This window comes from Kitasatospora purpeofusca, assembly GCF_000718025.1.
Taxonomy (GTDB): domain Bacteria; phylum Actinomycetota; class Actinomycetes; order Streptomycetales; family Streptomycetaceae; genus Kitasatospora; species Kitasatospora purpeofusca.
On sequence record NZ_JODS01000030.1, the window covers coordinates 114,680 to 138,782 of the forward strand.

25 protein-coding genes and 1 pseudogene are annotated in these 24,103 nt (G+C 74.3%); 17 read left to right on the forward strand and 9 right to left on the reverse strand.

The genetic code is table 11. The features are described 5' to 3' along the window. Positions 1-4 precede the first annotated feature (4 nt). Positions 5-199 carry a DUF2304 family protein gene (locus IF01_RS0132215; protein WP_030307746.1) on the reverse strand — a complete coding sequence of 65 codons (195 nt, stop codon included), beginning with the start codon at positions 197-199 and terminating at the stop codon, positions 5-7. 305 nt (positions 200-504) lie between these two features. Here IF01_RS0132215 and IF01_RS0132220 point away from each other — a divergent pair, with 305 nt between their 5' ends. From IF01_RS0132220 to IF01_RS0132245, 6 genes and pseudogenes are all read left to right on the forward strand, one after another. Further along, on the forward strand, positions 505-2,658 hold the full coding sequence (locus IF01_RS0132220) for a S9 family peptidase (protein WP_030397136.1): 2,154 nt from the start codon (positions 505-507) through the stop codon (positions 2,656-2,658). A 396-nt stretch (positions 2,659-3,054) separates the two neighbouring features. After that, positions 3,055-3,981 (forward strand): annotated as a pseudogene (locus tag IF01_RS0132225) (ABC transporter ATP-binding protein); the annotation flags it as partial. Next, a complete protein-coding gene (locus IF01_RS0132230) occupies positions 3,978-4,700 on the forward strand; it encodes an ABC transporter permease (RefSeq protein ID WP_030397138.1) in 723 nt (240 codons plus the stop codon). The pseudogene IF01_RS0132225 and the gene IF01_RS0132230, both read left to right, overlap by 4 nt. An 8-nt stretch (positions 4,701-4,708) precedes the next feature. Continuing rightward, the gene (locus IF01_RS0132235; RefSeq protein ID WP_030397139.1) at positions 4,709-5,950 is read left to right on the forward strand and encodes a histidine kinase; all 1,242 of its coding nucleotides are present in this window, start codon (positions 4,709-4,711) and stop codon (positions 5,948-5,950) included. A 104-nt stretch (positions 5,951-6,054) separates the two neighbouring features. Continuing rightward, positions 6,055-6,183, forward strand: a complete 129-nt coding sequence (locus IF01_RS51190) for a hypothetical protein (RefSeq protein ID WP_255360226.1) — start codon at positions 6,055-6,057, stop codon at positions 6,181-6,183. Positions 6,184-6,227: 44 nt separating this feature from the next. Continuing rightward, positions 6,228-6,860, forward strand: a complete 633-nt coding sequence (locus tag IF01_RS0132245) for a response regulator transcription factor (RefSeq protein ID WP_030397140.1) — start codon at positions 6,228-6,230, stop codon at positions 6,858-6,860. A 33-nt stretch (positions 6,861-6,893) separates the two neighbouring features. On the opposite strand, the gene IF01_RS0132250 is transcribed toward IF01_RS0132245, so the two are convergent. Together IF01_RS0132250 and IF01_RS0132255 are read right to left on the reverse strand one after the other, a co-directional pair. Then, positions 6,894-7,775, reverse strand: a complete 882-nt coding sequence (locus IF01_RS0132250; RefSeq protein ID WP_030397141.1) for a transglutaminase family protein — start codon at positions 7,773-7,775, stop codon at positions 6,894-6,896. Positions 7,776-7,843: 68 nt separating this feature from the next. Continuing rightward, entirely contained in the window at positions 7,844-8,827 is a 984-nt protein-coding gene (locus IF01_RS0132255) for a GNAT family N-acetyltransferase (protein ID WP_244215692.1), read from the reverse strand. 172 nt (positions 8,828-8,999) lie between these two features. Here IF01_RS0132255 and fdxA point away from each other — a divergent pair, with 172 nt between their 5' ends. Both fdxA and dapC read left to right on the forward strand, forming a co-directional pair. Beyond that, positions 9,000-9,326, forward strand: a complete 327-nt coding sequence (gene fdxA / locus IF01_RS0132260; RefSeq protein WP_030061559.1) for a ferredoxin — start codon at positions 9,000-9,002, stop codon at positions 9,324-9,326. Positions 9,327-9,348: 22 nt separating this feature from the next. Beyond that, positions 9,349-10,500 (forward strand): succinyldiaminopimelate transaminase, encoded by a 1,152-nt coding sequence (gene dapC, locus IF01_RS0132265; protein ID WP_051756612.1) that lies wholly within the window; start codon positions 9,349-9,351, stop codon positions 10,498-10,500. A gap of 107 nt (positions 10,501-10,607) precedes the next feature. Here dapC and IF01_RS51620 read toward each other — a convergent pair whose 3' ends face one another. Both IF01_RS51620 and IF01_RS0132275 read right to left on the reverse strand, forming a co-directional pair. After that, positions 10,608-11,393 carry a hypothetical protein gene (locus IF01_RS51620; RefSeq protein WP_051756614.1) on the reverse strand — a complete coding sequence of 262 codons (786 nt, stop codon included), beginning with the start codon at positions 11,391-11,393 and terminating at the stop codon, positions 10,608-10,610. A gap of 304 nt (positions 11,394-11,697) precedes the next feature. Next, positions 11,698-12,726 carry a VldE C-terminal domain-containing protein gene (locus IF01_RS0132275; RefSeq protein ID WP_030397145.1) on the reverse strand — a complete coding sequence of 343 codons (1,029 nt, stop codon included), beginning with the start codon at positions 12,724-12,726 and terminating at the stop codon, positions 11,698-11,700. A gap of 168 nt (positions 12,727-12,894) precedes the next feature. On the opposite strand from IF01_RS0132275, the gene dapE reads away from it, so the two are divergent. Further along, entirely contained in the window at positions 12,895-13,968 is a 1,074-nt protein-coding gene (gene dapE, locus IF01_RS0132280) for a succinyl-diaminopimelate desuccinylase (RefSeq protein WP_030397146.1), read from the forward strand. A gap of 133 nt (positions 13,969-14,101) precedes the next feature. Then, a complete protein-coding gene (locus IF01_RS0132285) occupies positions 14,102-14,911 on the forward strand; it encodes an LOG family protein (protein WP_045939037.1) in 810 nt (269 codons plus the stop codon). A gap of 37 nt (positions 14,912-14,948) precedes the next feature. On the opposite strand, the gene folP is transcribed toward IF01_RS0132285, so the two are convergent. Next, entirely contained in the window at positions 14,949-15,761 is an 813-nt protein-coding gene (folP, locus tag IF01_RS0132290; protein WP_051756628.1) for a dihydropteroate synthase, read from the reverse strand. Positions 15,762-15,919: 158 nt separating this feature from the next. On the opposite strand from folP, the gene IF01_RS42655 reads away from it, so the two are divergent. Further along, a complete protein-coding gene (locus IF01_RS42655; RefSeq protein ID WP_037781934.1) occupies positions 15,920-16,366 on the forward strand; it encodes a DivIVA domain-containing protein in 447 nt (148 codons plus the stop codon). Further along, entirely contained in the window at positions 16,363-16,965 is a 603-nt protein-coding gene (locus IF01_RS0132300; protein WP_030397150.1) for a DNA-3-methyladenine glycosylase I, read from the forward strand. Before IF01_RS42655 ends, IF01_RS0132300 begins: the two co-directional genes overlap by 4 nt. Positions 16,966-17,010: 45 nt before the next feature. Here the strand turns inward: IF01_RS0132300 and IF01_RS0132305 are convergent, their stop codons facing one another. After that, complete coding sequence (locus tag IF01_RS0132305; RefSeq protein WP_030397157.1) at positions 17,011-17,811, reverse strand: enoyl-CoA hydratase-related protein; 801 nt, start codon at positions 17,809-17,811, stop codon at positions 17,011-17,013. A gap of 289 nt (positions 17,812-18,100) precedes the next feature. Between IF01_RS0132305 and IF01_RS46130 the strand changes: the two genes are divergently transcribed. Next, positions 18,101-18,268 (forward strand): DUF3117 domain-containing protein, encoded by a 168-nt coding sequence (locus IF01_RS46130; RefSeq protein ID WP_078880497.1) that lies wholly within the window; start codon positions 18,101-18,103, stop codon positions 18,266-18,268. Between the two features lie 130 nt (positions 18,269-18,398). Here IF01_RS46130 and IF01_RS0132320 read toward each other — a convergent pair whose 3' ends face one another. Beyond that, positions 18,399-19,031 carry an O-methyltransferase gene (locus IF01_RS0132320; protein WP_030397151.1) on the reverse strand — a complete coding sequence of 211 codons (633 nt, stop codon included), beginning with the start codon at positions 19,029-19,031 and terminating at the stop codon, positions 18,399-18,401. A 240-nt stretch (positions 19,032-19,271) separates the two neighbouring features. Between IF01_RS0132320 and sigE the strand changes: the two genes are divergently transcribed. The 4 genes from sigE (at position 19,272) to IF01_RS0132340 (ending at position 22,599) form a co-directional block, all read left to right on the forward strand. Beyond that, on the forward strand, positions 19,272-20,126 hold the full coding sequence (gene sigE, locus IF01_RS0132325) for an RNA polymerase sigma factor SigE (RefSeq protein ID WP_244215695.1): 855 nt from the start codon (positions 19,272-19,274) through the stop codon (positions 20,124-20,126). Next, positions 20,123-21,130, forward strand: a complete 1,008-nt coding sequence (locus tag IF01_RS49095) for a zf-HC2 domain-containing protein (protein WP_051756616.1) — start codon at positions 20,123-20,125, stop codon at positions 21,128-21,130. The genes sigE and IF01_RS49095 overlap by 4 nt, the downstream gene beginning before the upstream one ends. A gap of 140 nt (positions 21,131-21,270) precedes the next feature. Continuing rightward, complete coding sequence (locus IF01_RS0132335; RefSeq protein WP_030397154.1) at positions 21,271-21,717, forward strand: sec-independent translocase; 447 nt, start codon at positions 21,271-21,273, stop codon at positions 21,715-21,717. A gap of 207 nt (positions 21,718-21,924) precedes the next feature. Then, positions 21,925-22,599, forward strand: a complete 675-nt coding sequence (locus IF01_RS0132340; RefSeq protein ID WP_030397155.1) for a hypothetical protein — start codon at positions 21,925-21,927, stop codon at positions 22,597-22,599. A gap of 142 nt (positions 22,600-22,741) precedes the next feature. Here the strand turns inward: IF01_RS0132340 and IF01_RS0132345 are convergent, their stop codons facing one another. After that, on the reverse strand, positions 22,742-23,980 hold the full coding sequence (locus tag IF01_RS0132345; protein WP_030397156.1) for a tyrosine-type recombinase/integrase: 1,239 nt from the start codon (positions 23,978-23,980) through the stop codon (positions 22,742-22,744). Positions 23,981-24,103: the final 123 nt, after the last annotated feature.

Genomic DNA, 24,103 nt, shown 5'->3' on the forward strand with positions numbered 1-24,103 from the left:
GGGGTCAGAGCTTGAGGCCGTTGATCATTCCGGCGAGGTTGCTGGTGACCTGGCTGATCGAGGGGGCGATGGAGCTGGACGCCAGGTAGAAGCCGAGCAGCGCGCAGACGATCGCGTGCGCGAGCTTCAGGCCGGAGCGGCGGATCAGCACCACCACGATGACCAGCATCAGCATGGCGGCGGAGATGGACAGGGCCATGGCGGCTCACACCCCTTCCGGGTGCGCCGCTCCTCCCGGGGAGGGGCGGCGGTCGTACCGTGCGGGACTTGCGGTCGGGCGACCGGCGGCCCGGGACGGGGCCCGACGATCACTCGTGGACCAGTCATACCCGATGAGTGAGGCAGACATTACGTTGAGTGAGGCCGCACACCCCGGGGCACAGTCGCACTCATGGGGCGCATGGGCCGGTCGGAGGGGGTGCGACCCCCTTCCGGGCGTACTTGCGCACGATGCTCCGAACGAGTGATCACCACCGGCGCGGCGGCGTCATAGGGTCTGGTGCCATGACCACCCACACCCCAGCGGACACCTTCCCGAGGCAGTACGCGCGCACCCTGCGCTACACCGTCGGCGCTCCCCGGTCGTTCTCCGTCGCACCCGACGGATCCCGGGTCGTCTTCCTGCGCTCGCCCTCCGGGGGCGACCGCGCCAACCTGCTCTGGACCCTCGACACCGCCACCGGCGAGGAGCGGATCGCCGCCGACCCGGCCGTCCTGCTCGGCGGTGGCGAGGAGGACCTCTCCCCGGCGGAGAAGGCCCGCCGCGAGCGCAGCCGCGAGGGTTCGGCCGGCATCGTCGGCTACGCCCTGGACGGCGCGGGCCGGCTCGCGGCCTTCGCCCTCTCCGGCCGGCTGTTCGTCGCCGACCTGGTCGCCGGCACCGCCACCGAGCTGCCCGCCGAGGGCCCGCTGGTCGACCCGCGGCTCTCCCCGGACGGCGTCCACGTCGCCTACGCCAACACCGCCGGCGAGCTGCGGCTCACCCGTACCGACGGCAGCGGCGACCGGGCCCTCGTCTCGCCCGAGGGCCCGAACGTGACCTGGGGCCAGGCCGAGTTCATCGCCCAGGAGGAGATGGACCGCGACCGGGGCCACTGGTGGTCCCCCGACAGCGACCGGCTGCTGGTCGAGCGGGCCGACGACACCCCGGTGCACCGCTGGTGGATCGCCGACCCGGCCAACCCGGACCGCGAGCCCGCCGAGGTCGCCTACCCGGCCGCCGGCACCCCGGACGCCGAGGTCGGCCTCTGGCTGTTCGGCCTGGACGGCAGCCGCACCGAGGTGGTCTGGGACCGCGAGTCCTTCCCCTACCTGGCCCGGGTGCACTGGTCCCAGGGCGGTGTGCCGCTGCTGCTGGTCCAGTCCCGCGACCAGCGGGCGCAGCGGATCCTCGGCCTCGACACCGCCACCGGCGCCACCGAACTGCTGCACGAGGAGCGGGACGACGCCTGGCTGGAGCTGTTCACGGGCGTCCCGGCCTGGACCCCGGACGGCAAGCTGGTCCGGATCTCCGACGAGTCCGGCGCCCGCGCCCTGGTGATCGGCGAGCAGACCGTCACCGGCCCCGACCTGCACCTGCGCTCGGTGCTCGCGGTCACCGCCGAGGAGGTCCTGTTCACCGCCTCCGGCGGCGCCGCCGAGACCGACCCCGAGCCCGGCTGGGTCGCCGTCGGCCGGATCGGCCACGACGGCAAGCGGCTCTCCTGGGAGGCCGCCAACGGCCGCCCGTTCACCTCCGTCACCACCGCCGTGCACGCGGCCGGCATCACCGTGCGGGCCACCGCCGAGCCGGACCTGCCCGGCACCCTGGTGCGGGTCTCCCGGGACCTGCCCGAGGGCGTCGCGGTGGACGACATCGCCACCGTCGCCTCCTACGCCGAGACCCCGGTGATCACGGCCCGGCCGGTGTTCCGCTTCGCGGGCGAGCGCCGGATCCCGGCCGCGGTCTTCCTGCCCACCGGCTACGACCGGGAGCGGGACGGCCTGCTGCCCGTCCTGATGGACCCGTACGGCGGCCCGCACGGCCAGCGCGTCGTCCAGGCGCACAACCCGCACCTGAACTCCCAGTGGTTCGCCGACCAGGGCTTCGCGGTCGTCGTCGCCGACGGCCGGGGCACCCCCGGACGCGGCCCGGCCTGGGAGAAGTCGATCGCCTTCGACTTCGCCGGGGCCACCCTGGACGACCAGGTGGACGCGCTGCGGGCGCTCGCCGAGGAGTTCCCGCTGGACCTCGACCGGGTCGCGATCCGCGGCTGGTCGTACGGCGGCTACCTGGCCGCGCTCGCCGTGCTGCGCCGCCCGGACGTCTTCCACGCGGCGGTCGCGGGCGCGCCCGTCACCGACTGGCGGCTCTACGACACCCACTACACCGAGCGCTACCTGGGCCACCCGGACGAGCGGCCCGAGGTGTACGAGGCCAACTCGCTGACCGGCTACGCGGCCGGTCTGGAGCGGCCGCTGATGATCATCCACGGTCTCGCCGACGACAACGTGGTGGCCGCGCACACCCTGCGGCTCTCCTCGGCGCTGCTCGCCGCCGGGCGCCCGCACACCGTGCTGCCGCTCTCCGGCGTCACCCACATGACGCCGCAGGAGGAGGTCGCGGAGAACCTGCTGCTGCTCCAGGTCGACTTCGTGAAGAAGTCGCTCGGCGGCTGACAGCGGCTGCCCGCCGGAGGAGCGGGCCGGCGGGAGGGAGGGGGAGCGGAGCCGGAGCAGGGAACCCGGGCCCGCGGACGAGCGGTGCCGGGGCATACCCATCCCGCTCCCCCTCGGCCGCGTGTACCCGCACGGGGTCGATCTGTCCGGCCTCGATGTGGCCACACCGTAGTCCCGGCCACCGACAGGCCCTCCCGGGACGCCGCCCGGTGCGTGCGTTCGGCATGACATCCGTCATGCCGAACGCACGACGGCGGTTACTGCCGCCGGACCCCGGCCGCGCGGGACTCTGAGGTGGTGCGAAGGACACCACCGGCAGGGGAGAGGACCGCGACGATGGACACGGGAGAGGTCGCCGCCTTCAGGGGCGTCGGCAAGAGCTACGGACGGGTACGGGCCGTGGACGGCCTGGACCTGGTGCTGCGGCCGGGCGAGACCGTCGCCCTGCTCGGCCCGAACGGGGCCGGCAAGTCCAGCAGCCTCGATCTGCTGCTCGGCCTGCGCGAGCCCGACCGGGGCAGCGTCACACTGTTCGGCGGCCGCCCGCGTGCCGCGATCGAGGCCGGCCGGGTCGGCGCCATGCTGCAGAGCGGCGGCCTGATGACCGACGTCAAGGTCCGCGAACTGGTGCGGCTCGCCTGCGAGGTCCACCCGCGCGGCCGGTCCGTCGCCGAGGTGCTCGAGGACGCGGGTGTCACCGAGCTCGCCGAACGCCGCGTCGACAAGCTCTCCGGCGGCCAGGAGCAGCGGGTCCGCTTCGCCCTCGCCATCGCCGGGGCCAACGACCTGATCGTGCTGGACGAGCCCACCACCGGTATGGACGTCTCGGTCCGGCAGTCCTTCTGGGCGAGCATGCGGGCCCAGGCCGACGCCGGCCGCACGGTGCTGTTCGCCACCCACTACCTGGAGGAGGCCGACTCGATCGCCGACCGCGTCCTCGTCCTGCACCGGGGCCGGCTGATCGCCGACGGCAGCTCGGCCGAGATCAAGGCCCGGGCGGGTGCCCGCCGGATCACCTTCGAGCTGCACGAGGCGGACGGCCCGTTCGACGAGGCACCGCTGCGCCGGCTGCCCGGTGTGCAGGGCCTGGAGGTCGCGGCCCGCGTCCCGGGCGTGCGGACGGTGCGGATCCGCACCGCGGACGCGGACGCCGCCGTCGCGGCGGTCTACCGGGCGGGCCTGTACCCGCGCGGTCTGGAGGTCACCGGACTGGGCCTGGAGCAGGCCTTCCTGACCATCACCGGCGAGCAGGACGCCGCCGAGTCCACCGAATCCACCGAGTCCACCGAGAACGCCGAGAACGTGCTGGAGCGTGCGCGATGACCACCCTGATCCGGCTGGAGATCCTGCGGACCTTCCGCAACCGCCGCTACGTGCTCTTCACGATCGCCTACCCGGCGCTGATGTACTTCTTCTTCATCCACGCCTACAGCGCGGACAAGCTGGCCGGCGGCCTCCCGGTGAAGACCTACTTCATGGTCTCGATGGCCACCTTCGGCGCGGTCGGCGCGGTGCTGACCGGCAGCGCGCAGCGGATCTCGCTGGAGCGCAAGAGCGGCTGGGTGCGTCAGCTGCGGCTGACCGCGCTGCCCGGCCGGGCGTACACCGTCGGCAAGATCGCCGCCGCCGCCGTGACCACCCTGCCCGCGATCCTGGTGGTGTTCGCGGTCGGCGCGAGCCAGGGCGTCTCGCTGACGGCCGGGCAGTGGGTCGGCCTGGTCGCCGCCCTGTGGCTGGGCAGCTTCGTCTTCGCGGCACTCGGGGTGGCGCTCGGCTACGCGGCGGCGCCGGACTCGGTGCAGAGCATCGTGATGATCGCCTACATGGCGATGGCCCTGTTCGGCGGGACGTGGTTCCCGGTGAGCGGCTCGCTGGAGTCCTTCGCCCGTTTCAACCCGGTCTACCTGTACAACCGGCTGGCCACCTTCACGCAGCCCGGGCACTCCCTGGACACCGTCGCCGTCGCCGGGCTGGCGGCCTTCCTCGCGGTGTTCGTCGCCGCCGCGGCGGCCCTGTACCGACGCGACACCCGGCAGGCATGATGATCGACATGAGCGAGCCGTACCGGACCCACCGCACCGACGAACAGCCGGAGGCGGGGCCGGCGCGCTCGTCGTTCATGAACATCCCGGGCGCCTCGGTGGAGAGCGGGCGGCAGCTGCTGGTGAAGGTCGCCTGGATGCTGCTGTGGATGATCTACCTGGCCTACCCGGTGGGCGACCTGCTGAACGGCGGTCACAGCGCGGGTGCCCGGGTACTCGGCTGGATCTGCCTGGCGGCCTTCGTCGCCGGCTACGTCCTGCTGGTGGTCTTCCGCTCGATGCCCGGGATGCGGCCGCGGACCTGCCGGGCGATCGTCGCCACGATGGTGGCGCTCGCCGTGGCGTCCACCTTCGTGCTCGGCACCGCCTTCCTGTCCCTGTTCATCTACGCCGCGGTGTGCGTCGCGATCATCAGCCCGGCCCGCTACGCCCTGCGCGCGCTGCTCGCCATGGCGGTGCTCACCGCCGGGGTCGGCCTGCTGGCCCACGCGGACATGGACAACGTGTGGACCTTCACGCTCAGCGCCTTCCTCGCGGGCGCCGCGATGAGCGGCCTGCAGCGCCTGGTCGGCACCATGAAGGAGCTGCGCGAGGCCAGGGCCGCCGTCGCGCACCTGGCCGCCGCCGAGGAGCGGCTGCGGCTCGCCCGGGACCTGCACGACCTGCTCGGGCACTCGCTGTCGCTGATCACCCTGAAGAGCGAGCTGGCCGGCCGGTTCATGGACGCCGGCAAGGACGAGGCGGCGCGGGCGCAGGTCGCCGACATCGAGAACGTCGCCCGGCAGTCGCTGATCGACGTCCGGGAGGCGGTCACCGGCTTCCGCCGCCCCACCCTGCCGGTCGAGCTGGCCGCCGCCCGCACCGCGCTGGCCGCCGCCCAGGTCACCCTGGAGACCGCGCCGGAGCTGCTCGACGCCTGGCCGGGGCTGGCCGCCGAGGAGGCCGGCGCGCTCGCCTGGGCGCTGCGCGAGGCGGTCACCAACATCGTCCGGCACGGCGAGGGCGCCACCGTCTGCACCGTGCGGTCCGACGAGACCTGGGAGGGGAACGGCGAGCGCTACGCCGTCCTGGAGGTCACCGACGACGGGCGCGGCCCGGGCAAGTCCCAGCCCGGCAACGGCCTCTCCGGGCTGGAGGAGCGGCTCGCCCTGGTCGGCGGCCGGCTGGAGACCGGGCCGGGCGAGCGGGGCCGGGGCTTCCGCCTGCGGGCCCTGGTGCCGCTGCGGACGGCCTCCGTCCCCGCCCCGTAGCCGACCGGTCGGCGCGGCGGCGTCGCCGTGACGCCGCCGCCCCCCGTAACCCCGGCGCCCCGCCGCGCGGGCGCCGGGCGGCGCGGGCGGGCAGCATGGCAGACATGCCGAAGTCCGTGCTGGCGGTCCTCACCGTGCTCTTCCTCTCCCTGCTGCTCTGCGCCGCGTTCACCGAGGCGGGCACGTCGGCCCGGGGGGCGGCCCCCGCCGGCGCCCTGGAGCACCCCCGCTGACCTCCGTCCCCCGTCGGGACGGGGACGCCGTAGGGTCGGGCGGCATGAGTGACAATCAGGGCGACCGGCCCTCGGTGCGGGTGCTGTTGGCGGAGGACCAGGGGATGGTCCGGGAGGCGCTCGCCGCGCTGCTCGGGCTGGAGGGGGACATCGACGTCGTCGCCCAGGTCGGGCGGGGGGACGAGGTGCTGGACGCCGCGGTCGCGCACGACGTGCAGGTGGCGGTGCTGGACATCGAGATGCCGGGGATGACCGGGATCGAGGCCGCTGCGCTGCTGCGGCAGCGGCGGCCGCAGACCAAGGTGGTGATCGCGACGACCTTCGGCCGCCCCGGCTACCTGCGGCGGGCGATGGAGTCCGGCGCGGACGCCTTCCTGGTGAAGGACGCGCCCGCCGCCGAGCTGGCCGAGGCCATCCGCCGGGTGCTGCGCGGCGAGCGGGTGATCGACCCGGTCCTGGCCGCGGCGGCGCTCGCCGAGGGGGCCAACCCGCTGACCGCCCGGGAGCGGGACGTGCTGGCGGCCGCCGCGGACGGCGCGGTGAACGCGGACATCGCCCGGCGGCTGCACCTGTCCGAGGGCACGGTGCGCAACTACCTCTCGATGGCGATCCAGAAGACCGAGGCCCGCAACCGCACCGAGGCGGTCCGGATCGCCCGCGAGAAGGGCTGGCTGTAGACCCGGTCCTGCCGATCGTCCCCGGGCCCCGGCTCAGTTGAGCCGGTGGCGGGCGGCGCGGGCCTCCTGGCGGACCTTGGCGGCGGAATCGGGGTCGAAGGCGTCCAGGATCGCGGCGTACTCGTCCATCTCCCCGGCCCCGCCCAGGAAGTCGCCGGTGCGTACCAGCAGTTCGGCGCGTTCGAGCCGGAGTTGGGCGGGGTGGCGGGGGAGCAGCAGGGCGAGTTCGGTGGCCCAGAGCTGGGTGCGGGCGTGCTCGGGCCGGTCGGCGGCCCAGCCGCGGATGTTGCCGAGCACCCGCAGCACGACGTCCAGCGGCTGCGCGGGGGTGAGCAGTTCGGGCGTGAACTCGTGTCCGGCGGCGTGCACCAGCTCGGCCACCCCGTCGAGGTCGAGCAGTCGGCCGCCGTGGAAGGGGTCGGCCAGCACGTAGTCCTCGCCGCCGGCGGGCCCGCCGACCGCGACGACGAAGTGGCCGGGCAGGGCGACCCCGTGCACGGTGAGCCCGGCCCTGCGGGCGACCGCCCACCAGACCAGCGACAGCATGATCGGCAGTCCGCGGCGCCGCCGCAGCACCTCCGGCAGCAGCGAGGACTCCAGCCGCCGGTAGTCGGACTTCCGCCCGTGGAACCGCTCGCGCCCGCCGAGGACGGCGGCCAGCAGCGCCGCGGTCTCCTCCGGTCCGGCCGGGGCGCGTTCGGCGACGGCGCGCCGTACGGCGGCCGCGTGCCGTTCCAGCGCCGCCTCGCAGGCGGCGAGCAGGGCGTCGGGCGCGGGCGGGCCGTCGAGGCCGTCCGGGTCCGAGGGGTCGGGGGCGGGGGTGTGTTCGGCGGCCGCGAGCACGCAGAGCAGCACCGGATCGGGGTGCTCGGCCCTGGCCTCGGTCCGGAAGCGTGCTCTGCTCTGCTCGGTCACGGCGGTGGCGGCGGCTTTCGTACGGACGGGCGGACGGGGAGGGACGCGCGGGGGAGCGGCCGGGACTCCTACCCCTGCGGCAGGAGTGCGTACTGGTAAGTGTGACTGGTCGTGAAGCCCAGGCCGTCATAGAGCGCGATCGCCCCGGAGTTCTCCGCCTCGACCTGCAAGTACCCGCCGCCGGCGCCCTCCTCGGCGGCCCGGGCCGCGAGCACCGCCATGACCGCGGTGGCCAGTCCGGACCGGCGGGCGCCCGCGGCGACCTCGACCGCGCCGAAACCGGCCCACGGCCCGTCGACGACGCAGCGTCCGACGGCCAGCGGCGCCCGGTCGGGACCGGTGCCCGGCACAGTGGCGAACCAGACCGACGGCCCGCCGCCGACCACCCGCAGGGCGGCCTCCTCCACCGGCGGGCCGCCGCCCGCCCGCCGGTACAGCGACAGCCAGGCCGCGTCGGCGGTCCGGGAGAGCCGCACCCGGTCGAGGACGGCGGGCGCGCCGCCGCGGGCGAGCCCGGCCAGCGGCGCGACCCGGACCAGGGTCCGCGCGCAGGTGGCGCCCAGGCGGTCCAGCTCCTCCTGCAGGCCCTCCGGCGAGCCCGGAGCGCCGACCTCGAACAGGGCCGGCAGCCCGCGCGCCGCGTACCAGGCGCGGACGGCCGCCACCGCCCGGTCGAGCGGCAGGCCGGGATCGCCGAGCGCCAGGGCGGAGTTGGCCCGCCGGGTGAAGCCGGCCGAGGCCCGCAGGGTCCATTCGCCCAGCGGTTCCTGCTCGACGGCCGGCCAGCCGCGGGCGGCGGTCCGCATGAGTCCGACCGGGTCGGCCGGCGGCAGCGGCGCGCGCCGGGCGGGGAAGAGCGGCACCGTCTTCCCCGCGACCAGCAGCCGCTCGTCGAAGGAGACCGGTCCGCCGGTCCGCGGCACCACCGTCAGGCCCGCGTCGTCCCAGGAGACGAGTACGCCGATCACGTCGCGGAAGACTGGCCGGTTGTCGTCGGCGAAGCCGGCGAGCCGTCGTACGGAGACCCTCCGGCCCACGTCGGAGCGATCCATCCGGACCTCCGGACGGTCCTGAACCGGCCCTTCGACGGCCATCTGGGCACCTCCTGTGCATTTGCGGTCTCCGACCCGCGATACTAGGGGCGGGCATCGACGACACCGCGCTCACCCGCGCACGCGAGAAAACAGAATGGGCCGCCGAGCCCTTCCGAGGAGGAACGACAGCGTGACCTACGTCATCGCGCAGCCTTGTGTCGACGTCAAGGACAAGGCCTGCATCGAAGAGTGCCCGGTTGACTGCATCTACGAGGGCGAGCGATCGCTCTACATCCACCCGGATGAGTGTGTCGACTGTGGCGCATGCGAGCCGGTCTGCCCGGTCGAGGCGATCTTCTACGAGGACGACACTCCGGAGGAGTGGAAGGACTACTACAAGGCGAACGTCGAGTTCTTCGACGACCTCGGTTCGCCCGGCGGTGCCTCGAAGCTCGGCCTGATCGAGCGCGACCACCCGTTCATCGCCGCTCTGCCGCCGCAGAACGCCGACCACTGACCGGATCGGTGGCAATTCAGCTGTGACTACCAAGAACAGCACGCTCGCGCCGTTCCCGGGCCACCCGGGGGCGGCGCGCCGCGTTTCCGACCTCCTGCCGGTGTTCCCCTGGGACAAGCTGGAGCCCTACAAGGTCACGGCGCTCGCCCATCCGGGCGGGATCTGCGACTTCTCCGTGGGCACCCCGGTGGACCCGGTCCCCGAGGTGATCCAGAAGGCGCTCGCCGCCGCCACGGACACTCCCGGCTATCCGACCGTCTGGGGCCCGGAGGAGCTGCGCGAGGCCGTCGCCGGCTGGCTGCGGCGCCGGCTCGGCGCGGAGATCGGCCCGCGGGCCGTCCTGCCGACCGTCGGCTCCAAGGAGCTGGTGGCCTGGCTGCCGACCCAGCTCGGCCTCGGCCCCGGCGACCAGGTCGCCTACCCGCGGCTGGCCTACCCGACGTACGAGGTGGGCGCCCGGCTGTGCGGCGCCGAGCCGGTCGAGTACGACTCGGTGGACGAGCTGGACGGCTCCCGGGTGCGCCTGCTGTGGGTCAACTCGCCGTCCAACCCGACCGGGCGGGTGCTCGGCGCCGACGAGCTGCGCCGCACGGTGGCGTGGGCGCGCGAGCACCGGGTGCTGCTGGTCAGCGACGAGTGCTACTTCGAACTGGGCTGGGAGGCCGAGCCGGTCTCGGTGCTGCGCCCGGACATCTGCGGGGACGGCCACGAGGGCCTGCTCGCGGTGCACTCGCTGTCCAAGCGCTCCAACCTGGCCGGCTACCGCGCCTCCTTCGTGGCGGGCGACCCGGTGGTGGTCAAGGAGCTGCTGGAGGTGCGCAAGCACGGCGGCATGATCGTGCCGGCCCCGGTGCAGGCCGCGACGGCGGCCGCGCTCGGGGACGACGCGCACGTGGCCGAGCAGCGGGAGCGCTACGCGGCCCGGCGGGCGGCGCTGCGCGCGGCGCTGGAGGCGTACGGCTTCCGGATCGAGCACTCGGAGGCGAGCCTCTACCTGTGGGCGACCCAGGACCGGCCGTGCTGGGAGACCGTCGCCGAACTCGCCGGACTGGGCATCCTGGTGGCGCCCGGCGACTTCTACGGTCCGGCCGGCGACCGGTTCGTCCGGGTGGCGTTCACCGCGACCGATGAGCGGGTCGCGGCGGCGGTGGAGCGGCTGAACGCGGCGCGCTGACCGCGGTGGAAGGCCGAAGGGGCCGGTGTTCCGAGGAGGAACACCGGCCCCTTCGCCGTTGTCGTACCCGGGGTGCCGCCGACCCCGGACAGGGGAGCGCGGCCGGACTAGAGGCCGAGGCCGCCGCCGTTGACGCCGCCCAGCAGGCCGCCGATCGGGCCGAGCGCGCCGGTGAGGCCGCTGAGGCCGTTCAGCGGGCTGTTCGGGCCGAGGTCGGCGCCGCCCAGGCGGTTGGCCGAACCGTGCTCGGCCAGGCCGAGCACGTCGGCGCCGGGCAGGCCGGAGGCCAGGCCGCCGGGGACGGCGCGGCCGACCGCGCCGAGCGGCAGCGCGTCGGTGACGGCGTTGGTGCTGGGGACGGCCTGGGTCAGCCCGCCCGCGCCCGGAACGGCGTTGGCGACCGCACCGGCCTGGGAGAGCCCGCCGACCGGGTTCGCCCCGCTCTGCGCGCTGCGCTGCGGGGTGGCGGCGCGGCCGGTGACGGCCTCGCCGAGCTTCCCGGCCAGGGTCTTGGCGACCTTCGGGGTGACGCCCGACAGCTGGCCGGTGGTGGCGGCGGTCTGGTCCACCGGGGCGGTCAGCGAGCTGGCCTTCTCGTTCGCCTCGGGGAGCTGCTGGGCGACGATGTTGCCGGTGGCGTCGGCGGTGGCGGGCACCCCCGCGGCCACGGTCGCGGCGCCGGTCGTCCCGGCCGCCTGGCCCAGCTCGTGGGTGGTGTGCTGCAGGGTGGAACCCGTGTCGGTGTTGGTCAGCTGGCCCAGTGGGGCGGCCAGGTCGCTCTTCGGCAGCAGGGCGTCCGCGGCGGACGCGGAGCCGGCCGCGACCAGCGGGGTCGCGCCGGCCGCCACGAGCAGAGCGGCCTGGGCGATCCGGCGCGTGAGGGGGTGAGACATGGGGCTCCTCGAAAGGGGTCTGGGTCCGTTCCGTCCGCCGGGCGGACGACGGTGTTACCGCTTGAGAAGCCAGAAGGTTTCGGCCCGTGCAAGGAAAACGTCGTACCGACCATCCGACGGTATGACCGCAGCGGGAGCCGCTCCCGGGGTCGGTCCGGAGGCGCGGGCGCACGGCGGGCCAAGGGGAGTGACGGTTCTGCGACCCACCCGGCCCGGCCGACCCCACGTCCACCTGCGTTGACGCGAATCACTCGTGCGGCGGCAACCCGGACACCAGTGCGTCAGCCGCCGGGACCCCCCGGTCTCAGCCCTTCGCGGGAGCCGTCAGCGAGACCAGCACCAGCTTGGTCGAGGTCCCGGTCGACTGCGGCTTCCAGCCGTCCTCGGACTTCGCCTTCCGCCAGATCCGGCCGTCGTAGGCGACGGTCTCGATGCCGAGCCGCTGCGCCTGGGCCACCGCCCAGTGCGCCACCGCCCAGCCGTTCTGCCGTTCGGCCTCCGGCCCGGAGTCGGTGGACGCGGTCGGGTCCGGGGTCAGCGAGACGGCGTTCTCGGCGCCCTTCACCGTGGACGTGTAGCCGGCCGCCGGGGTCACCGTCCGGCCGAACTCGCGGCGGACCCGGTCGCTCAGCACCTGCGTCCGGTCCGGGCGTGCCGCCGCCGTCGCGCCGTCGGTCGGCGCGGCCCCGGCCGGGGCCGGCGAGGAGTCCTCCGCGTCGGTCTCCGGCGCCGCGAAGTCGTGCACCACGCAGTTCAGCGCGGCCGCCTCCCGGCCGGTCAGGGCCGAGGCCAGCAGGGTGGCCTTGGTCTCGTGCTTGGCGTAGGCCTGCGGGTAGCCGCTCTTCTGCACCTGCTGGGCCGCGTCGGTCAGCGGCAGCCGGGTGTAGCCGGGCACCTTCACCAGGCCGTCCAGGAACTTGTTGGTCGCGTAGACCGGGTCCAGGATCTGCTGCACGGTGCCCCAGCCCTGCGAGGGCCGCTGCTGGAACAGGCCCACCGAGTCCCGGTCGCCGCCGGCCAGGTTGCGGATCTTGGACTCCTGCATCGCGGTGGCCAGCGAGATGGTCACCGCCCGGTCCGGCAGGCCGCGCGCGTGCGCGACGGCGGCGATGGTGGCGGCGTTGGCGGCCTGCGGGAGCTCCAGGGTCCCTTCGCCGGCCGGGGTCTTCACCGAGCAGCCCTCGGGGGTCAGCAGCTTCTGGTCGCGCAGCCAGTAGAGCCCCACGGCGACCACGGTCAGCACCAGCAGGACGATCAGCACCGCGCGCACCGGCCTGCGGCGCCGCGGGGGCGCCGCGTCACCGTCCCCGCCGCCGCTCTTCCGCCTGGCCACCGCCGCCCCTCTCCACCGAGCACTCCGAACCGACACCGTACCCACTCGGACGGGTGTGCGGCGGCGGACGGTTGCCCCCGGACCGCACCGAAGCCGTCACAGGCCGGCCACGGCCCGGTTCCGTCGGGGGAGCCGTACGGGGTTCGGACGGGACTAGGCTGGACGACCATGAGCAGCTCGAAGACGCCCCTTGACCTCACCCTCGACGGCGGCGCGCTGACCGCCCAGCTGGTCGACTTCCCCTCCGTCAGCGGCGACGAGCAGGCGCTCGCCGACGCGGTCGAGGAGGCCCTGCGGGCCCTCCCGCACCTGACCGTCGACCGCTACGGCAACAACGTCGTCGCCCGCACGAACCTCGGCCGCGCCGAACGGGTCCTGCTCGCCGGCCACATCGACACCGTGCCGATCGCCGACAACCTGCCCTCCTGGGTCGAGGGCGACCTGCTCTTCGGCTGCGGCACCTCGGACATGAAGTCCGGCGTCGCCGTCCAGCTCCGGCTCGCGGCCACCCTGCCCGAGCCCAACCGGGACCTCACCTTCGTCTTCTACGACTGCGAGGAGGTGGAGGCCCACCGCAACGGCCTCGGCCACCTCGCCCAGGCCCACCCCGACTGGCTGGCCGCCGACTTCGCGGTGCTGATGGAGCCCAGCGGGGCGGTCGTCGAGGGCGGCTGCCAGGGCACCCTGCGCGCCCAGGTCCGGCTCACCGGCGTCCGGGCCCACTCGGCCCGCAGCTGGCTCGGCGACAACGCCATCCACCACGCCGGCGAGGTGCTGCGCCGGCTCTCCGAGTACCGGGCGCGCAAGGTCGACATCGACGGCCTGGAGTACCACGAGGGCCTCAACGCGGTGCGGATCGACGGCGGCGTGGCCGGCAACGTGATCCCCGACGAGTGCGTGGTGACGGTCAACTTCCGCTTCGCGCCGGACCGCGACGAGGCCGAGGCGGAGAAGCACGTGCGCGAGGTCCTCGACGGCTTCGAGGTCACCGTCACCGACTTCGCCCCGGGCGCGCTGCCCGGTCTCAACCAGCCGGCCGCCAAGGCCTTCCTCGCCGCCACCGGCGGCACCGCCCGCGCCAAGTTCGGCTGGACCGACGTGGCCCGCTTCAGCGCGCTCGGCGTCCCGGCGGTCAACTACGGCCCGGGCGACCCGAACATGGCGCACAAGCGCGACGAGCACTGCTCGCTGAGCGCGATCGCCGAGACCGAGGAGCGGCTGCGCGCCTGGCTGACGGCCTGAACCCGGCGGACGGCCGGACCGGTCCCGCGGCCGGTCCGACCGTCCGACCATCGGCCGAACGCCATCTTCCGGTTGCCCAACCGACCTTCCACCGTTGCCTGAAAAAGGGGAGGCAGGGGCGTAGGGTTTCGTCATGACAGGCACTGGAGACGAAAAGCACTACGGCCACGGTCCTGAGCAGGTGGGCGAGCCGCGCCCGAAGAAGGCGTGGCCCGAGAAGCAGAAGGGCCCGGTGCTGGTGCGCCGGGACCAGGTCGGCGAGAGCACCACGGACCAGCGGCTGCTGGACACCACCGGCCCGACCGACTGGCTGCACACCGACCCCTGGCGGGTCCTGCGGATCACCTCGGAATTCGTCGAGGGCTTCGGCGCGCTCGCCGAACTCCCGCCCGCGATCAGTGTCTTCGGCTCCGCGCGGACCCCGGTCGACTCGCCCGAGTACGCCGCGGGCGTGGCGATCGGCCGGGCCCTGGTGGAGGCCGGCTTCGCGGTGATCACCGGTGGCGGCCCGGGCGCGATGGAGGCGGCCAACCGCGGCGCCTCGGACGCCGGCGGCCTCAGCGTCGGGCTCGGCATCGAGCTGCCCTTCGAGCAGGGGCTCAACGAGTTCGTCGACCTCGGGCTGAACTTCCGTTACTTCTTCGTCCGCAAGACGATGTTCGTGAAGTACTCGCAGGGCTTCGTCGTCCTGCCCGGCGGCCTCGGCACCCTGGACGAGCTGTTCGAGGCGCTCACCCTGGTGCAGACGAAGAAGGTCACCCGCTTCCCGGTGATCCTCTTCGGCAGCGCGTACTGGGGCGGGCTGGTCGACTGGCTGCGGAACACCCTGGTCGCCCAGGGCAAGGCCGCCCCGCACGACCTGGAGCTCTTCCACGTGACCGACGACATCGACGAGGTCATGAAGATCCTCGCCGACGCCCGCCGGCCCGTGAACGAGATCTAGGCGCCTCCCAGGACCCGGGAGGGGCCCCCGGTGGCCCCTACGCCAGCCCCCGGCGGGCCACGGCCGGCGGGCGGGTGCCGCGGATCGAGGCGACCATGTCGAGCACCTGCCGGGTCTCCGCCACCTGGTGCACCCGGTACACCTGGGCGCCCAGCCAGGCGGAGACCGCCGTGGTCGCCAGGGTGCCGAGCAGCCGCTCGTCCACCGGCCGGTCCAGCGTCTCGCCGACGAAGTCCTTGTTCGACAGCGACACCAGCACCGGGAAGCCGGTCGCGGTCATCTCCGGCAGCCGCCGGGTCGCCTCCAGCGAGTGCCGGGTGTTCTTCCCGAAGTCGTGCCCCGGGTCGATCAGCACCGCGTCCCGCCGCACACCCAGCTCCACCGCCCGCTCGGCCAGCCCGACGGTCACCCGCAGGATGTCCGCCATCACGTCCTGGTAGCCGGCCCGGTGCGGCCGGGTGCGCGGCTCCGCGCCGCCGGCGTGCGTGCAGACCAGCCCGACGTCGTGCCGGGCGGCCACCTCGGCCAGCCGCGGGTCGACCCCGCCCCAGGCGTCGTTCAGCAGGTCGGCGCCGACCTCGCAGACCGCCTCGCCGACCTCGTGCCGCCAGGTGTCCACACTGATCACGGCCTCGGGGTGGCGCTTGCGCAGCTCCGCCACGAACGGCACCGTGCGCCGCAGCTCCTCCTCGACCGTCACCTCGTCACCCGGCCCGGCCTTCACCCCGCCGATGTCGAGGATCGCCGCGCCCTGCGCCATCGCGCGGTCGGCGGCCTCGAACGCGGCCTCGTCGGCGAAGGTCGAGCCCTTGTCGAAGAACGAGTCCGGTGTGCGGTTGACGATCGCCATGATCACAAGCTCGTCGTCGCCGAATTCCCGTGGTCCCAGGCGCAGTGCCACCGATCTCTCCTTAACAGCTGCCGCGGGTGCGATGATGGCCCCCCCGGCCCATCGGGACCATGATCCCACTCCTGTCGGGGCCGGCCGGAGAATCGGGAGGACCGCTCGTGTTCTGGGTGATCGTGGTGGCCATGGCCGTAGTGGTCGGCGGTGCCGCGCTGGTGGCGCTGGGCGGCGGCGGTTCGCTGCCCGAGGCCGTGCAGGACCGGATCTCCGCCCGGCTGCCGCAGGACCGCCCGCTGGGCCGGGCCGACGTGGACGCGCTGCGCCTGCCGATGGCCCTGCGCGGCTACCGGATGGACGAGGTGGACGACGTCCTCGACCGGCTGGGCGCCGAACTCGCGCACCGGGACGCCCGGATCGCCGAGCTGGAGGCGCTGGCCGCCGTGCGCGGCGCCGTCGAGGCGGCCGACGGCCCCGAGCCCGGCGCCGAACCACTGCCCGGGCTGGAGGAGTTCGCCCTGGTGGTCGAGCCCGCCGTCGCCCTCACCAAGTCCGCCGCAGCCCCCGCGGCCCGCGGTCCCGAGGACGCCGTGCCGGACGGGGAGCGGTGAGCGCCGGCACCGGCGCCGTCCTGGGGGCGGACGGCCTGCGCCGCTGCGCCTGGGGCGATTCGGCGGACGACTACCGGGTCTACCACGACACCGAGTGGGGCCGCCCGGTGCGCGGCGACGACGCCCTGTTCGAGCGGGTCTGCCTGGAGGCCTTCCAGTCCGGTCTGTCCTGGATCACCATCCTGCGCCGCCGCGAGGGCTTCCGGGCCGCCTTCGCCGGCTTCTCGATCGCCGAGGTCGCCGAGTTCGGCCCCGCCGACGTCGAGCGGCTGCTCGCGGACACCGGGATCATCCGCAACCGGGCCAAGATCGAGGCCTCGATCACCAACGCCCGGGTCGCTCGCGAGCTCGACGGCGGACTGGACGCGCTGATCTGGGGGTTCGCCGGGGACCCGGACCGGCCGGCGCCCCGCAGCCTGGACGAGGTGCCGGCCGTCACGCCCGAGTCGACGGCGCTCGCCAAGACCCTGAAGAAGGCCGGCTTCCGGTTCGTCGGCCCGACCACCGCGTACGCGCTGATGCAGGCCTGCGGACTGGTGGACGACCACCTCGCCGACTGCCACGTCCGCACGGCGTCCGCGGGCCCGGGCCGGGCCTGAATCCGGGCCTGAACCAGGGCACGCGGGGCCGACGCTCCAGGGCCCCTAGCGGCCCAGGTAGGCCGGCTTCTCCTTGGCGATGAAGGCGCGGACCGCGATCCGGTGGTCCTCGCTCGCGCCGGCCAGGGTCTGCAGCTCGTCCTCCTTGTCGAGCAGCTCGCTCAGCGAGTGCGAGGCGCCGTACGCCAGCGACTCCTTGATCGCGCCGTACGCCACCGTCGGGCCCTCGGCCAGCTCCTTGGCGAACACCCGGGCGGTGGCGGCCAGTTCGGCGGCCGGCACGACCTTGGTGGCCAGGCCCAGCTCCATCGCCTCGGCCGCCTTCACGGTGCGCGGCAGCATCAGCAGCTCGGTCGCCCGGGCGTGGCCGACCAGCCGCGGCAGGGTCCAGGAGGCCCCGGAGTCGGCGGTCAGCGCGATCCCGGCGAACGCGGTGTTGAAGCCCGCGGTGTCCGCCACGATCCGGAAGTCGCAGGCGAAGGCCAGCGAGGCGCCCGCCCCGGCCGCCACCCCGCCGACCGCGGCCACCGTCGGCTTGCGCATCCCGGCCAGCGCCCGCAGCAGCGGGTTGTAGTGCTCGGCCACGGTCCGCAGCGCGCCCTCGCCGGTCTCCTCGGCCCGCTTCAGCAGGCCCAGGTGCTCCTTGAGGTCCTGTCCGACGCAGAACGCCCGGTCGCCCGCGCCGGTCAGCAGCACCGCGCGCACGGCCGGGTCCTCGGCGGCGGCGGTCACGGTGTCACGCAGCGCCACCTTGGTCGGGACGTCCAGCGCGTTCATCGCCCCGGGGCGGTTGATCGTGATGACGGCAAGGCCGCCGTCCAGCTCGTACAGCACCGAATCGGACATGGACGAGAGCTCCCTTGCTCGTGGTCGTGGGCTGCCAGGATGCCGGAGCCCCGGCCCGCCTGGGGAGTGTGAGGTATCGCACCTTCCGGTGGCGTACGGAGCGGCGCCGCGCCGGGGCTTATGCCGGTTATTGGGAGGGATTGCGGCGGTCCGGACGAGGTTGCACCGAGAGTGATGTTGGTCATCAGGCCGTGGCATGCGGGATAATGGCTTCCGATCAATGCGTTCGATACCGGCGGTGGACGGACTGCCGGTGCGTAGCTGAGCGGTTGCAGGAAGGGGAACGAGCATGGCGGCCATGAAGCCGCGGACGGGTGACGGCCCGCTCGAAGTCACCAAAGAGGGGCGGGGCATCATCATGCGCGTTCCGCTCGAAGGCGGCGGACGCCTCGTGGTGGAGCTCACGCCCGACGAGGCCCACGCCCTCGGCGAGGCCCTGAAGAAGGCCTGCGGCTGACCGCAGCAGGTGCTCGCCATCTCCTGGAGATGTGCCGCCGGGCCCGGGTACGACCATCGCGTCGTCCCGGGCCCGGTACGTTCCGCCCCCGGGCCCGGTCCGGCCGCGTTCCGGCGGCCGCGCGCCGCCGCTAGCGCTTCACGGCGCAGAGCAGCCCGTCCGACACCGGCAGCAGCGCGGGCAGCAGGGCGTCGCTCTCCCGGACGTCCCGGACGAGGTCGCGCATCGATCTGGTCCGCGGGTCCTGGAGCTCCGGTTCGGCCAGACGGCCCTCCTGGAACACGCCCTCGAAGCAGACCAGCCCGCCCGGCCGCAGCAGCCGCAGCGACTCCTCCAGGTAGGAGCCGGACTCCGCCGGGTCCCCGTCGCAGAACACCAGGTCGTACTGGCCGTCGGCGAGCCTGGGCAGCACCTCCAGGGCCCGGCCCGGTATGAACCGCGACCGGTTGGCCGCGAACCCGGCGGCCTGGTAGGCCTCCTTCGCCAGCTGCTGGCGCACCGGCTCCGAGTCGACGGTGGTGAGCACGCCGTCCGACCGCATCCCGCGCAGCAGGTACACCCCGGAGACGCCCGTCCCGGTGCCGATCTCGGCCACCGCCTTGGCACCCGACACGGCGGCCAGCAGTCGCAGACAGGCACCGCCGCTCGGGCCGATCGCCCTGATCCCGGTGCGCGCGGACTGCGCCCGGGCGTAGGTCAGCACCGCGTCCTCGCCGACGAAGGTGTCGGCGAGCGCCGCGCGCGCGGGCCCGAACTCGCTGATGGCTGCCTCTTTCGGAGCCCCGGGTGGCGGCCCGGTGCCGAGCGGATGTCGATATTTCCTGCCACAGATTACTGGCCGGGCGGGAACCGCGTACGGCGGCGGGCCGTTGAGGGAGCAGGGACCGGGCGAACAGCGCGTCCCGGACACCCTCCGGGAGCCGCTTCGGCGGGCCGGACGGTGCCGCGGATACCGGAGGCGGTCCCGGACACTTCTTATCCGGGCTTGACGGGCGAGGTGGATATGGTGGTGGCCCTGCTGGGCAGAAGAGCCGACCGAGGAGGTGTGGCCGAGGGCGACGTCCCCGTGCGGCGGCACCCCCGCGGCACCGCGTCGGCCCGTACGCCGAAGCCCGTGATGAACCAGCCTGCGCACTCCACCCTGGACCAGCCGGCCGCCGCGCCCGAGGCGCCCGCCGGCCCCGCCGAGGCCCCCGCCCTCGCGACCTTCGCCGAGGGCCCCGACGCGCAGACCTGGACTCCGCCCAGCTGGGAGGAGATCGTCGAGGCCCACAGTGCGCGCGTCTACCGTCTCGCCTACCGGCTGACCGGTAACCAGCACGACGCCGAGGACCTCACCCAGGAGGTCTTCGTCCGGGTCTTCCGTTCGCTGTCCACGTACACCCCCGGCACGTTCGAGGGCTGGCTGCACCGGATCACCACCAACCTCTTCCTGGACATGGTCCGCCGCCGCCAGCGCATCCGCTTCGACGCGCTCGGCGACGACGCGGCGGAGCGGCTCGCCTCCCGCGAGCCCAGCCCGGCCCAGCACTTCAGCGACACCCACTTCGACGCCGACGTCCAGCACGCCCTGGACACCCTGGCGCCCGAGTTCCGTGCCGCCGTGGTGCTCTGCGACATCGAGGGCCTCTCCTACGAGGAGATCGCCGCCACGCTCGGCGTCAAGCTCGGCACCGTCCGCAGCCGCATCCACCGCGGCCGCTCGCACCTGCGCGCCGCGCTCAAGCACCGCGCCCCCGGCTCGGCCCCCGGCCGTGAGCGCCGGGGCGGCGGCGCCGAGGAGCAGCCGGTCCCGGTCGGCGCCGCCGCCGGCGAGGCTCCGGCCGCGCCGGGCGGTCGCGGCCGGAGGCGATCGTGAGCGGAACCGGTCGGTCCGGGCCGGGCCACTCGGACACCCCCGGCCGCACGGCCGCCCGCCGGGCCGGCTGGCCCGCGCTGGGCCGCCGGGGCCAGGACGGGCCGGGAGCGGCCGACGGTCCCGCGCTGCCGGCCGAGCCGGCCCTGCGCGCCGTCGCCGTCCGGTCGGTCGACCCGGCGGAGGAGCACCACCTCGGGGAGCGGCTGTCCGCCTTCGTCGACGGTGAACTCGGCCACGACTCGCGCGAGCGCGTCCAGGCCCATCTGGCGACCTGTCCGCAGTGCCTCGCCGAGGCCGACGAGGGCCGCGCGGTCAAGCACCTGCTGACCCGGACCGGCACCCCCGGTCCGTCCTCCGGGCTGATGGCCCGGCTGATGGCCGTCGGCGCGCTCCCGGAGGACGAGCCGCAGCCGCGCGCCGACCGGCCGCGCCGGGACGACGACGACTTCCCCGGTGGCGGCGTGGCCGGCACCGGGACCCTCGGCGGCAGCCGGCTGAACGGCGGCTCCTTCGGCCGGGGCGCGGGTGCCTCCTTCGGCGGCGGCGCGCTCGGCGCCGACACCCCGGTGCCCGGGGTCGACCCGCGGGCCTTCGGACGTGGCGGCGCGGTGCTGCGCCCGCTGATCGGCCGCCGCACCGTCCGTCCGGACGCCCCGGTCCAGCCGCTGGCCGCGGCCGCCGCCGCGATCACCCCGGTGGTCCGGCCGGTCCCGCCGCGCGGTCGGCGCTTCGTCTTCGCCGCCGCCGGGGCGTTCTCGGTGGCCGCGGTGACGCTCGGCGGGGTCGGCGGCATCGCGGGCCCGGGCGAGGACCAGCACGGCACCGTGGTCAGCCCGGCAGGCAGTGGCGGCCGGGGCGGCATGGTCCCGATGAACGCCCAGGTGCCGGCGGCGGACCTGCCGGTCCGCCCGGTGGCGGTCACCCGGGGCGCGATGCCGCCGCACGACCTCCCCGAGCGCACGCCGAGCTCCGGCGTGGCCGGACTGCACCACGAGAACAGATAGACCTCACCGGGCCCTTCGGGTCCGCGGTCATCGGCGGGTCTTCACCACGGCTTCATCACACCGGGGGTCATGGACCCGCCGATGGCCATTACGCTGTGGGGAGCGTTTGTCCGATCCGCCCGCGACCGTAGGGAGCTTTGGTGTTCAGTGACGTGGGCACACTGGAGGTCCTGACCCTGGCCATCATGGCCATCGTGATCTTCGGTCCGGACAAGCTGCCGAAGCTGATCCAGGACACCATGGGGTTCATCCGGAAGATCCGGTCCTTCGCGGACACCGCGAAGGAGGACATCCGCAGCGAGCTGGGTCCCGAGTTCAAGGACTTCGAGTTCGAGGACCTCAACCCGAAGACCTTCGTCCGCAAGCAGCTGATGGGCGGCGAGGAGGACCCGCTGGGCCTCAAGGACATGCGGGAGTCCCTGGACATCCGCTCGGTGCTGGACGACAAGCCGGCCGCCCCGGTGAACGGGCACGGCCGCAACGGCAGCGTCTCCTTCGACAAGCCCGCCGCCGCCCCGGCCGCCGCGGCCGCCGGCGCCCCCCTCACCCCGGGCGAGCGCCCCCCGTTCGACCCCGACGCGACGTAACACGGCTCCGTCGGAGCTCCTTCGCGCCCCGCCGAACCGCACGGCTGAGCGGGCCCCGGCGTGCGCGCCGCTATTGTGCTGATTGTTCCCGCTGTGCCGTCCGTCACTTCCGGCCCCGTCCGGGCCCAAGTCGGTCGGCGGGGGCGCCGAGGTGCGCCACGATGGGAGCGCACCACGGCAGGCAACGTCGTTGAGGAGGCCCCGGGGATGGACGCGACGAGTCAGGCGGTGGGAACGGCCACGGCCGGCGGACCCATGGTCGGCGGACAGGCCGGCCCGGCGGACCCGCTGGTGCCCTACCTGTCCGCGGACTTCCCCTGGTACGGCCTGGACGCCGGCTGGTCCGGCCGCCGCTTCCTGCTGCCGAGCGGCTTCGGCGGCCCGCGCTCCGGCGCGCACGGCACCGTCGACTACGGCAGCCTGGGCCACGGCGAGGAGCCGGCCCGCCAGTACGAGCCGCGCGACATGCGCAAGTTCGCGGTGGCCGTCACCGTCGCCCGCCGGGACAGCCGGCGCAGCGCCGACAACACCGGCACCCTGGAAGCCACCTCCGCCGCCTCCGCGGCCTGGCTGGCCGGCTCCGGCCTGCTGGCCGCGACCTGGCCGGGCCAACTGGACCGCGCGCTGCGCCAGGACTGGCTGGACCAGCAGTCGGCCCTCGCCTGGGACCTCGCCGACGACCTGGACGGCCCCGGCTGGTCCACCCTCAGCCTCCCGGTGAACGGCCTGCCGCAGCCCTTCCGCTACCGCGAGTCCGAGTACGGCTGGGTCCTGGCCGGCGAGGCCCCCGGCGTCCTGCTGGGTGCCTACGGCCGCGGCATCAGCGCCTACGGCGCCGGCTTCGCCACCGTCCCCGACCTCACCGCCTACACCCGCCCGTAGGTCGGCGCCCCGCGCACACGACAGGGCCCGCCGGTTCGAACCGGCGGGCCCCTGTCGTGTGCGCGTCGTCGCGCGTCGTTGTCGTCCCGTCAGAACTTGTTCAAATCAGCCCAGATGGGCTCTGACCTGCCGCAATGTGGTCCTACGCGGCTCCCGGGGCCGTCTCCGGGCCGTCGGCCGTCTCGGGGCCCTCCCCGAAGGCGGAGTCGACGGCCTCCCTGGTGCGCTTCTCGCTGCTCGGCATGAGGTGGGTGTAGGTCCGGAGCGTGAAGCCCGGGTCGTGGTGCCCCAGGTACTCGCTCAGGGCCTTGATGCTCTCCCCGGCGTCCAGCAGCACCGAGGCGTAGAAGTGCCGCAGCGCGTGCATGCCGTTCTCCCGGCCGGGCTGGGCGCCGGCCGTGGTGAGGGCCGGGTGCCAGACGTCCCGGTTGAAGCGGTTGCGGTTCAGCTGCCGGGCCTTGCCGTCGACGAACAGCAGCTCCACCGTGGTGGGAGGCCCGTCGATGTCGCGCCACGGAAGCGTGACGGGGACCGGGGCGTGCGCCGAGAGGTGCGCCCGCAGTGCCCGCGCGACCGAGGCGGGCAACGGTACCTTGCGGGTCTTGTTGCCCTTTGGCAGGGAGAAGACCGGGCGGTTCCGGATCAGCCGGACCTGCCGGTTCACGTGCACCACGCCCTCGGTGAAGTCGACGTCGCCGACGGCCAGGCCGAAGATCTCCCCCTGCCGCAGACCGCAGCCGCCGGCCAGGTCGACCATCGGCCGGTAGTTCGCCGGGAACGTCGCGCGCACGGCCAGCACCCGTTCCCGGACCCACGGGACCAGGCGGCGCGGGGCCAGCTTCGGGGCCCGGACCGACGTCGACCGGCACGGGTTGTTCGGGATCAGTCGATCCTCCACCGCCGCCGTGAGCATGGTCCCGAGGTTGGCGAACACCACCCGCTGAGAGGCGGGGGAGAGCCCGTGCTCGGCAAGCGTCACCAGCCACTCGCGGATGTCCGACGGCCGAAGCGAGCTGAGCGGCCGGGTTCCCAGGTGCGGCACCACGTGCAGCCGGATCCGCTGCTCGGTGCTGACGTACGACTGCGGGTCCATGCTGAGCGACGCCAGCCACTTCTCCGCGTGCTGCTTCACGGTGACCCGCCCCGCGTTCGGGTCGATGAACTGGCCGCGCGCCATGTCCGCCTCGACCTGGGCGAGCCACTGATCGGCCTGCCGCTTCTGGCGGTCGGGGAAGCTCTTGCTCTTCTCGGTGCCGTCGGGGCCGATGTAGCGGGCGCGGTAGCGCTTGCCGGTGCCGTGGCGGTCGGTGCGGACGCGGTGGGGCTTTCCGTCGGGGCCGGTCTCGGTCTTGTACCAGCGGTCTTGGATGTGGCCGGCCATGGGCCGCTCCTCTGTTGTCGGGGCTGTAGTCGACGTGTTGTTGGCGGTGTTGTTGGCGGTGTTGTTGGCACTCTGAGCTGCGACAACAACGGGGGGTGGGGGGTCCGGCGGTCGCCGGGGGAG